This is a genomic window from Coleofasciculus sp. D1-CHI-01 (assembly GCF_040218875.1).
GTDB lineage: Bacteria > Cyanobacteriota > Cyanobacteriia > Cyanobacteriales > Coleofasciculaceae > Coleofasciculus.
The window spans coordinates 1-7,843 of record NZ_JAVJQP010000079.1; the positions used below are offsets into that span (position 1 = coordinate 1).

General features: G+C 45.3%; 6 protein-coding genes and 2 pseudogenes. 5 read left to right on the forward strand and 3 right to left on the reverse strand.

Translation table 11 applies throughout. The annotated features are described in order from the left end of the window. Positions 1–215: 215 nt before the first annotated feature. From RIB93_RS14605 to RIB93_RS14615, 3 genes are all read left to right on the forward strand, one after another. Complete coding sequence (locus RIB93_RS14605) at positions 216–1,601, forward strand: HlyD family secretion protein (RefSeq protein ID WP_446373479.1); 1,386 nt, start codon at positions 216–218, stop codon at positions 1,599–1,601. Between the two features lie 214 nt (positions 1,602–1,815). Next, entirely contained in the window at positions 1,816–2,388 is a 573-nt protein-coding gene (locus RIB93_RS14610) for a CAP family protein (protein ID WP_446373480.1), read from the forward strand. Between the two features lie 132 nt (positions 2,389–2,520). Further along, positions 2,521–2,856: a hypothetical protein gene (locus RIB93_RS14615; protein WP_446373481.1), complete on the forward strand. Its 336-nt coding sequence runs from the start codon at positions 2,521–2,523 to the stop codon at positions 2,854–2,856. Here the strand turns inward: RIB93_RS14615 and RIB93_RS14620 are convergent. Both RIB93_RS14620 and RIB93_RS14625 read right to left on the reverse strand, forming a co-directional pair. Next, positions 2,791–3,153: pseudogene (locus RIB93_RS14620) on the reverse strand (clan AA aspartic protease); the annotation flags it as partial. The gene RIB93_RS14615 and the pseudogene RIB93_RS14620 overlap by 66 nt on opposite strands. Continuing rightward, positions 3,150–3,422 carry a hypothetical protein gene (locus RIB93_RS14625; RefSeq protein ID WP_446373482.1) on the reverse strand — a complete coding sequence of 91 codons (273 nt, stop codon included), beginning with the start codon at positions 3,420–3,422 and terminating at the stop codon, positions 3,150–3,152. The gene RIB93_RS14625 and the pseudogene RIB93_RS14620, both read right to left, overlap by 4 nt. A gap of 180 nt (positions 3,423–3,602) precedes the next feature. Between RIB93_RS14625 and RIB93_RS14630 the strand changes: the two genes are divergently transcribed. After that, complete coding sequence (locus tag RIB93_RS14630) at positions 3,603–3,938, forward strand: element excision factor XisI family protein (RefSeq protein WP_446373483.1); 336 nt, start codon at positions 3,603–3,605, stop codon at positions 3,936–3,938. A gap of 683 nt (positions 3,939–4,621) precedes the next feature. Here RIB93_RS14630 and RIB93_RS14635 read toward each other — a convergent pair. Next, entirely contained in the window at positions 4,622–7,003 is a 2,382-nt protein-coding gene (locus tag RIB93_RS14635) for a M48 family metalloprotease (protein ID WP_446373484.1), read from the reverse strand. A 499-nt stretch (positions 7,004–7,502) separates the two neighbouring features. Here RIB93_RS14635 and RIB93_RS14640 point away from each other — a divergent pair. Beyond that, positions 7,503–7,704: pseudogene (locus tag RIB93_RS14640) on the forward strand (RRXRR domain-containing protein); the annotation flags it as partial. Positions 7,705–7,843 lie beyond the last annotated feature (139 nt).

Here is a 7,843-nt window from a genome sequence, read left to right on the forward strand (position 1 = left end):
CGCTACATTGAGCATCTTGCTCGCTACATTGAGCATCTTGCTCGCTACATTGAGCATCTTGCTCGCTACATTGAGCATCTTGCTCGCTACATTGAGCATCTTGCTCGCTACTAATACCCAATTTAAATGCATGACAGCTTACCTCTGGGTAAGGTGAGACAGGACAATAATGACACCCGCCCCTCCAGAAAAATTAAAATGAGGATTATTTCATCATGAACCCTTCTGTTAATACCCACCAAAATCAACTCAAAGTTGTACCGCCACAACCTAAACCCCCAGTACAATCAGCATCAGATTCACCCAATTTAGCCAAACCAGAAAAACGCCCCTCTATTAACCTAAAAAAATGGCTCCTAATTACCGCAATTATGGCAGGTGTCGGATACGTTACCTTTATCCCCGAATTCCCCCACTCAGTACGCGGGGAAGCCGATATTACCTCTACCTCCAACGCCCGCCAAGATGTTACCTTAAAAGTGGCTGGTGTGATCAAACAAATCTATGTCAAACCCAATCAATCTGTCCGCAAAGGTGATAAACTCGTACAACTAGAAAGCCAAGAAATTGAAAGCGCGATCGCTAATGCCCAAACTGAACTGGGAAAAGCCCAATCCGCCCTACAAGACGCCTTGCGATTAGTCGAAAATTTACGGGCAAACCATAGGGAAATGTTAGTCTTAGAAGAGAATGCCCGTAAAGCCGCCAATAGAGTTCAACAAGAATTAGCTAGCATCCGCCAAGGCAATTATCCCCCCCAAATACAAGCATTAGAACGGGATATTGAAGGACTTTACCAGAAAAAAGAGCAACTTTCTGCCAGTCTCAAAATTCGCCAGCAGCGTCTGAAAACCATCAAAGCCGTGAACCAAGAAGCGGGGAGTTCTGTAATTCCAGCGATTCGGGTTGATGAACTTATAGATGATACCTATAGTCGTCAAGGAGAACTGGCTGAACTCACCAGTTTAATTAGCAGAAAACAAGCCCAAATTCAAGCTTTCGTCAAGGAAATTAATGATAAATTAACCCGCGCCCAAGCTGAATTAAACGCCGCCACCGCCGCCAGAATATCCGTCGAAGAAAACCTGAACGCTGCCCAACTTGTGGTTAAGGATCGTCAGCGTCACGTTCAAGAATTAACCGCAGAAGTTCAACGTCAACTCTCCCGACGAAATCAACTAATTTTAGTCGCCGATACAACGGGAACGATTACCACCGAAGACTTAGACTTGCTGGAAAATACCTGGCATCCTGCGGGTCAAAAAATCATGGAAATTGTTGATTTATCTGACTTAACCGTCATTGCCAAGATTCGCCAAGAAGATGAAAAGTTTATCCTAAAAGGCGATAAGGTTAAGTTCTACAAACAAGGAGAACTGCAACCCTATACTACGTCAGTGGAGAATATTTCCTCAGCCCTGCAATCTGATGAAAACCAAATCAAACCCATCTGGACAGTACGACTTTCGATTACCAATGATGAGACAAATCCCATGAAACCGGGAATGACAGGCTATGTCTCTATCGAAACGCGATCGATGACCCTATTTGCTAAACTCAAGCATGAAGTTCTCAAAGTTGTGCGTCCAATTTTTATCTAAATTTTTTGATAAAAGGTTGGCTGAATACGACAGATTTTTTCCAGGGAGTTGGGTTTCCTTGCGTTTTTACAACCGATCAACATAACGACTAAATGAACTGCCCGAACTATCTCATTAACCATCTCTGGGGTTTGAGCCGTCTCCTGGACATTCAATCAATTGATCAGTTAGCTTGGATATACAACTTTTTTCCATCTGCAGGTAGGAATAGCCTATGAATCCGCAGCAATTCGTTAAAGGTATTTGTCTCGGCTTGGCAACAATAATACCCTTGGGGATAATCGGCACTCACCCCGTTATCGGGCAAACAGGGATAAACCTAAGTACATTTCGCAGCACAGCTTTGTCTCAGCACAATACCTATCGGAACACCCATAATAGTCCAGATATGACCCTGAGTGATTCTCTGAACAACAGCGCTCAAAATTGGGCGAATTATCTGGCAAGCAATGGCGTTTTTGAACACAGTGACTCGGATGCAGGAGAAAACCTCTATGTTTCGTACACGACAGCATCCTCTGTAAACGCCGCTACCCTGGCAAACCAAGCGGTTACAAATTGGTACAACGAGGTTTCAGCCTATGACTATGCCAATCCTGGATTTTCTTCAGAAACAGGGCATTTTACTCAGGTGGTGTGGAAGAATAGCACCCAATTAGGATGTGGTGCGGCACGGGGCGTTAAAACCATTCAAGGGACTCAGTATAATGCCTTCTATGTGGTTTGCCAATATGCGCCTGCGGGTAATGTGATTGGACAGTTTCCAGAGAACGTTATGGCACCGTAATTATTCTGACTTCACGGGATTTGGAAAACCTCTCTCCAAACCTCTCTCCTGCAAGGAGAGAGGCTTTGAATTCTCCTCCTTTCGTGCAAAAAAAAGTCAGATTGATATCCCTTCTTTCAGCTAAACCAGACTATGAAACTCGCTAACGTATCAACAGACACCCTGGAAAAAATTAAATCCGTGCGCTGGGACAGAATTATTGAAAAACATGAAGGTCCCGAAAATTGGGAGTCGGTTCTCAGATATTACGAACCCGAATTTATGGAAATTGAGGGGCGTTGGGTACTTCTGCCTATCGAACGAGAACATCATGCTAATATCACGATTATCCGTTCAATTTGGAGTGCGGATGGTAACTCGTTGACGCTGTTTCTCAAAGACACTACCTATGATGATGACCCCTTTTTCTCTGGCTATATGGCTGTTTGCGATAAGGTGAAAGATGAGTTGATAACCTTCCATCAATGACATTCCCACAAGGGGTTCTGAATCAGCTTCATCGATGGGAATTCTTAGAGGAGATCCGTCCCAGAGTATAACTGCCTCATAGACATTAAAAATACATTCACTACCATCGCCTAGAAGAGCGCGTCCTCGTCTTTTCCATATTAAATTTAACTGATTAATCAAATCTGGAGACAGTGAAAGCCAACCATTAAAACCTGTATCTATGATTGCCTCTTGAGTATAAATTTTGCCGTTAACGTCATAAATTGAAAGGGGAATAATGGGTTCAAAGTCTGCATTGACACGTCCTGTAATCATGCCGTTCTTTTCCCACGTCCACCAAAACGACGAACATAGCGCGAACCAATGCGGACTATCCAGATTTGAGCATTTGGATGACGTGCTTCTAGGCGATCGCAAGCCGCTATTTCACTGGAATCAACCTCAAAATCTCCTGTTTCCAGATCAATTGCCACAATCTTACCGTGATTCCCGGCTTCGACTTGAGGACGTACCTGAGTTTCGTAGATTTTGTCACCACGTCGAGCAAATTCTTCTTTGCTGTATCGGGGTTGTCGGACTACCATTGGAATGATCTTGTTTCAACTTGACGCCTCTATTTTAGCTTAGATGATAACCCGATAGAAATACATTGACCTTAAATAGCAAGCTATAACCTGTTTCGCTACACAACTTGCTCAAGGTATCATTAATAGTCAACAATTAAAATTAATTGTTGACAACCCACAACAGGAGGTTATTAACCAATGGCTAAACTAGATCAATACCGTGAAATTGTGCAGAAACTCCTGCAAGACTATGCCGCCTTTAGTCGTAACGATCAAGAGGTTGAAACCGAACTTATTTTCGACACGACTAGAGATCACTACCAACTTGTGCATATTGGTTGGCAGGGCGAACGACGGATCTATGGTTGTATTTTACATCTTAATATTAAAGACGGAAAAATCTGGCTTCAACACAACGGTACAGAAAACGACATTGCAGCCGAACTCGTAGAAATGGGAATCCCGAAAAGCGATATTGTCATCGGCTTTTACTCCCCCTTTAAACGCCAATTTACCGAATATGCTGTTAATTAGGGGCGGCTGAATAAGTCTTGTGGTGAGGGGAGGAAACAGGGAACAGCGAACAGTTTCAAACCTGATCCCGTTAGGCTTGGTTTTTGTCGCCAGGATTATGGCACTTAGTCAGGGCGGGTTTAGTTATATCAGGGTGACAACAAATGTTAGTGGTTAAACCCGCCCCTACAAAAGGGTGGATTTAGTGACATTAAGGTGACAAAAGATTTATACCAAATTAGGGTTAGCCACCCCCGTTATAACTCAGTCCGCGTAGGTGGACTTGGTTTGTGTAGCAGCGATTTTAATCGCCGTGGTAAACCAGGGTGACAAAGGCTCACCCCTACCAAAAGGGCGGGTTTAGTTACATCAGGGTGACAACAAATGTTAGTAGTTAAACCCGCCCCTACAAAAGGGTGGGTTTAGCGACATTAAGGCGACAAAAGATGTTATATAAAATCAGGGTTAGCCACCTCTGTTATAACCCAGTCCGCGTAGGCGGACTTTGTTTGTGTAGCAGCGATTTTAATCGCCGTGGTAAACGAGGGTTACAAAGGCTCACCCCTACCAAAAGGGCGGGTTTAATGACATCAGGGTGACAAAAGATGTTAGTAGTTAAACCCGCCCCTACAAAAGGATGAATTTAGTGACATTTGACATACTTCCGATTTTAATCGCCGTGGTAAAAGGGAGTTAAAAAACATCTATGCGGGTAATGTCCAAATTAAATAGGATGCCCATATCGCCGCCACTACAGCCAGAATCACTAACCATAATGGATAATGGGCGCGACTGACTTTCCCATCTGATGTACTCAATGTTTCCACATCAATCCAAGGCGTCACCCCCCGCCGAAACCAACCCATTACCGTCACCGATTCACCGACTAAATCACTAGGGCGAGTTCCCAGGGGGAGTAAGTTACCCAGAGAACCTAAAATTGAAAAGTAATGCAGTTTAACTAAACCACTATCCGTTTCAATAATTAAATCCACCCCTAACCAATTCTGCAATCCGCGTCGCCCTAAAAGTTTACCTGTAAATTCCACAGGTTGATGGGTAGAGGGTAACGCATTCGGATCAGCTAGCATTTGTTCCAAGCTGGGTTGGTGACGAATCGCCGCAGGTTTGATATCGGGAAAGTAACGGTTAATCCAGAGAATAATACTTAAACTAAACGCAATTAGGATACAAGCATCAAGAAATGACCCGGCGTTGTGTAACCAGATTAGCCGCCAGAATCCAGTGATCCACCAGCGAGATAGCCAATCACTAATTATACCGAGTAACCAAAACCCCACTCGCAGCACAACACCGACAACAAATCCGGTTAATAGAACACTTTGAAATAAGGGAAAAGCTTCATAACTGGCGATGAGTTTAGACAAGCGTGTTTTATTATCCCGTATGGGTGGTGGTGGTATGGGTAAATCTAATTCTGTCCCCAGTTTCCAATGAAGAGCATAACGGGCGCACAAATGCAAGCGATCGCCTAATAATGGATGCGCGGCTGTGATAATTAACCAGTGGCGGTAGGGGTTGGTACATTCCCACTGTAAAACCCGTTCAAAGGGAACATGGGGTGAACAACTGCTTAAAAGTAATCCTTGGCGGTATCCTACGGGTAAGACTAAATCAAAGCTATCCCACAACGGGCGGGTTTGTTCGGCTTGGTGGATTGCATCACTCATCCCTAAACCAATTTTCAATAGCGCCCTGGTTAAGCCATTGGGATTTCCAGTGGTTTCTATCGCCACGCGATCGCTATAGTAAATTCTAATCCGGGAAAACCATAGCAGGGGGAGGCGCAGTAGCCAGTAGGTGGCGTAACTGATGCTGGAAATCACACTGGTAATTCCTAAACACAGAGGCGGTAACACTCGTTGAGTGGCGGGGTATTTGCGCCGAATCCATTCCGCTAACTGTTCTCCCCCTTGAGCAACATATAGATAAAGGAGATAGGGAAACTGGAGAATTAATGTGCCTAGAGAACTTAAGATAAAGTCCCTGTTAACAATATGCCCTAACTGAGCCGCATAAATCGTGGCAATTTCGTCTTCAGCCAGTTGTGATAAAAGTCCTTCACTGACGACAATTCGAGCCGTGCGCGGTAAATTCCCGTAAGCTATCGCTAATGGCGCTTCTGTGGGTAAAATACCCAGCGTCGGTAACGGTAAACGGCGTTGACGACAAAACCGTTGGATCACTTTAGCCGATTCTGAGGATCGCGCCGAGAGTTGGCTTATGGATAGCGGTTCTAATCCATACACCTGTCTTAATAGCCAATCCATTAACCAGGGAGAGACGATTAGCACCAAGATAGCCAAGACAGCTAAAGCCTGAGTGGGATCACGGTAGAACCATTGAATGGGTGATAATAGCGGCAATTGCACCAAAATAGTATTGGTGGTTGCCATTAAAAACTTTAGCCAGAAACGCAGCACCCAAGCAAAGGCGATCGCACTTGCAATCCCAATTAACCCCAATTGCCTTAATTTCGGGCGTTTGAACGGACGCCAGTTTTCTGCACGCCCTAAGTTGCGAAACCGAGGGCTGGGGGAAAAGACAGAGGGCGCGGAAGGCGGTGTAAAAGCTACCGGGAGTTGGGATGAGGGTTGAGGAGAGGGTTGGTTTCCCGGAGACTGTTGTTGCGGTTTACCCGCTGTAAACAGGCGTTTAGCCGAATCGGTTAATCGCTGTTTAATCGTTCCCGGTTTGGTTGGGGAGGAGGGCGAGTTGAGGGGAACAAATCCGGTGGGATTGGCTGAAGTGTCTTCTGCTGGTGTAAACTCCGTCTGATTGGCTGGAGGCGGGGATTCCGCCATGAGTTCCGGTAAGGTATTAGTTGCCCATTGTTGCACCTTGGGATTGAGATCTTGGCTAAGGGTTTGGCAAAGCGCGATCGCGTTTTGCGGATCACCACTGCGGCGATAAGCCTTGACTAGGGCGACACTGGCGCGGGAAATAATGGCTTCATCTAACTCAAATTCGCAGACACCTTCTAGATGTGCGATCGCCATATCGTAATTGCCCTGTTTGAGAGCCGCTAAACCAGCATCAAGGGAGGGATTGGGTACAGATGCCATAATCGTTTCATTCTACCCTGCTCTTTAACGATACGCTCTCCTGCCAGGAATGTTTCATCCGGCGGATCAATCGTGGATTTGAGCGGTACAGGTTATACAGTTACTGTAGCACCAGGGGGTAGCAAGGATTGGGCAGAGGAGGATTGTCAAGATTGTCATCTTCGATAAGGAATTGTTGAATTCTAACTGCAATGCTGTAAAAACATAACAACCTGTAGGGTGTAGGCTGTAGGGGCGAGTCGCTGCACAAATGTTCGGTGCGAGAATTAACCTATCTCGACTCGCCCCCGTCTAAATGTATGGGGTTTCAGATGATAACCGACGGAGGGCGACCCGACATAATTAAGGGTTGGGTGGTGTTAATTGGTTACGTATCTTTGCCCCTACGGTGTTTTTCCTTAATCAAAAATACCCCAATTTTACCGGGTAATTAATAATTGGCTATACCCGAGGCAGGGCGACCCGATATAATTAAGGGTTGGGTGATGTTAATTAAATTCGGCGGGTCATGCGTCGAGCCAGACGGGGGAGACGGATTAACCGGAAGCTGCCTTACTCTAAACGCTGTCATCGTCAAGCTCGGTTTGATAATCGCAGGCAAGGACCCACTCCCACCGTCAATTCGAGCCAATAAGCAGCTAGAGTTACGGGTAGTCAAAGAACTGTTTAAGCTGTTCCCGATTAGTGCCATTCATTATGACTCACCGTTCGCTCATTTTGGTAACTCAGTAGCCAAATGAGCAGCCACACAGTAGTCTGAGTAAGCAATTGGACGATTAAGGAGAGGACTAGGAAGCGATGCATACCAGACTAAGTACTTGATTGAGTACAAAAGCTGAG

Coding starts and splice junctions, on each gene's coding strand:
- RIB93_RS14605 (WP_446373479.1), top strand. CDS start 216: ATGAACCCTTCTGTTAATACCCACCAAAATCAACTCAAAGTTGTACCG.
- RIB93_RS14610 (WP_446373480.1), top strand. CDS start 1,816: ATGAATCCGCAGCAATTCGTTAAAGGTATTTGTCTCGGCTTGGCAACA.
- RIB93_RS14615 (WP_446373481.1), top strand. CDS start 2,521: ATGAAACTCGCTAACGTATCAACAGACACCCTGGAAAAAATTAAATCC.
- RIB93_RS14625 (WP_446373482.1), bottom strand. CDS start 3,422: ATGGTAGTCCGACAACCCCGATACAGCAAAGAAGAATTTGCTCGACGT.
- RIB93_RS14630 (WP_446373483.1), top strand. CDS start 3,603: ATGGCTAAACTAGATCAATACCGTGAAATTGTGCAGAAACTCCTGCAA.
- RIB93_RS14635 (WP_446373484.1), bottom strand. CDS start 7,003: ATGGCATCTGTACCCAATCCCTCCCTTGATGCTGGTTTAGCGGCTCTC.